The organism is Mordavella massiliensis (assembly GCF_016901695.1).
Classification (GTDB): Bacteria; Bacillota; Clostridia; order Lachnospirales; family Lachnospiraceae; genus Claveliimonas; species Claveliimonas massiliensis_A.
Genome location: NZ_JACJKS010000045.1, coordinates 1 through 1,669, shown reverse-complemented (window position 1 = coordinate 1,669; position 1,669 = coordinate 1). Strand labels below are relative to the sequence as shown.

Here is a 1,669-nt window from a genome sequence, read left to right as displayed (position 1 = left end):
TATCCTCACCAGGTTTTGTTCCAGGATCAGTGCCCGGATCGGTAGAAGTCCCGGACGGGGATACTTTGATCACATCATTGGTGCAGTAGTAGCTATACATGCCGGTCTTTACCACGTTGGTGGTATAGCCTGCCGGAATATCTTCTTCGGTCGCACCGCTGACGCCTTCTCCAGCCACAGGCACTACAATTTTTGTCAGGGTTGTCTGACCCCAATCCTCCGCAGTTACGTCATCAACGGCGGTCTGATAGACCAACCACTGGGAATGATTCGGGTCTACTCCCCAATAAAACCTCTGCCCGTCCTTGATCAGCACTGTCATAGAGCTGATATCGCCTGTTTTGGCGCTGATGGTTTCCCCTGAGTCGGTATATCCCTCAGGCAGAACGTCCTTTTCAAGTCCGTCAACGGTAGCAATATGAACGGCAAGATATTCATTTTGGCTAGGAAGTCCTTCCACCTTCACCAGCTCGTGGATATAGCCCACAGGCTTGCCGTTTGTTAAATCGCTGCCGGTGTAGATTGTTCTGTAATCAACGCCGTATTTCTTTCCGTCCTCGCCCTTGGTGAGAACCTTCCAGTTTTGAGCAACATATCCACTTTCATATATGACATTTTCCCTTTCGGTGGTCTCCCCCTCGATGCCGGAATTGGCGGTCAGGGCAAGCTCTGTTTCCAGATTACCTGTGAAGGGAAGGGTTGAGGATGTTGTCGATACAAAGGCCGCAGAATAAGTGTTTTCACCTGCGCTCTTATACGCTGTCACAGAAGCGTTTGAGCCGACCTTGAGCAGACCCTGTGTTCCCTCGGCCATAAAGCGGATCGCCGCAGTCTGAGACGTTTTGTTTTCATTGATGGTCAGGGAGCCGTCTCCGGTAATTTCCAGATTGCCGCCCCAGCCGAAGCCCCATACAATCAGTTCGGCGATATGATTGTCACCCACCAGATGAAGCTTCAAATCGTCGCCCATCTCGTTGGTGGCAAGGGTCATTTCCGGGTGGTTGTAGTTTGTCAGGGTGATGGTGTTGGTAGCCTTGTCATAGACAGCGCCCTCCACCGTGTCAGCCTCGCCGCCGTTGCTATAAAGTACATAACCAAAATAGCTGCCATCGGGTTCTTCTACACTGCTATCATACAGCTGCACCCATGCGGCGCTCATGTCCCCGGACGAGGGGCCGTTCGCCGCAAACGCCGGCACAGCCATTCCAACAGCCATACAAAGCGTCAGCAGTCCTGCAAGAAGTTTGCGCTTTAGTTTCATAACTGATTTTTCTCCTTTCAAGATAACTTTTATGTGAATATACAGGTTTGATCATTCTTTTTGGTGTGTCACCGCCTTTTTCTCTGTGTTCTATGCCATCCGTTCCCCGGTGCGCCGGTTCAGGCAGCCAGGGCGGAACGAATAACCTTCTTTGCCGCAGTTAAAGTTCTTTATGCTTTGGTGAATACCAAAGCATAAAGAAGGGATATCCCTTCTGCAAAACAACGCTGGCTGCGCCGGGGCGGGCTGTGGTTTTTGCACGAAGCCCGCCCGCAGGCGCTTTTGCCGGTTTTGTTTTATCTTTAAGCCTTATTTCCCGGCCGCTGTTTTTTTCCGTTTGTAGAACAGCATCCCCAGCAATCCGCCGCAGGAAACCATCATCAGGCTGATCCACAGCGCCATATTGCT

2 protein-coding genes are annotated in these 1,669 nt (G+C 51.2%); both read right to left on the bottom strand.

Annotation, left to right across the window (positions count from 1 at the left end):
• A partial coding sequence (locus H6A20_RS12985; RefSeq protein ID WP_204907521.1) for a hypothetical protein occupies positions 1-1,261 on the bottom strand: 1,261 nt, incomplete at its 3' end.
• Between the two features lie 160 nt (positions 1,262-1,421).
• Positions 1,422-1,669 (bottom strand): hypothetical protein (locus tag H6A20_RS12980; RefSeq protein ID WP_204907520.1); only part of this gene is annotated, 248 nt, incomplete at its 5' end.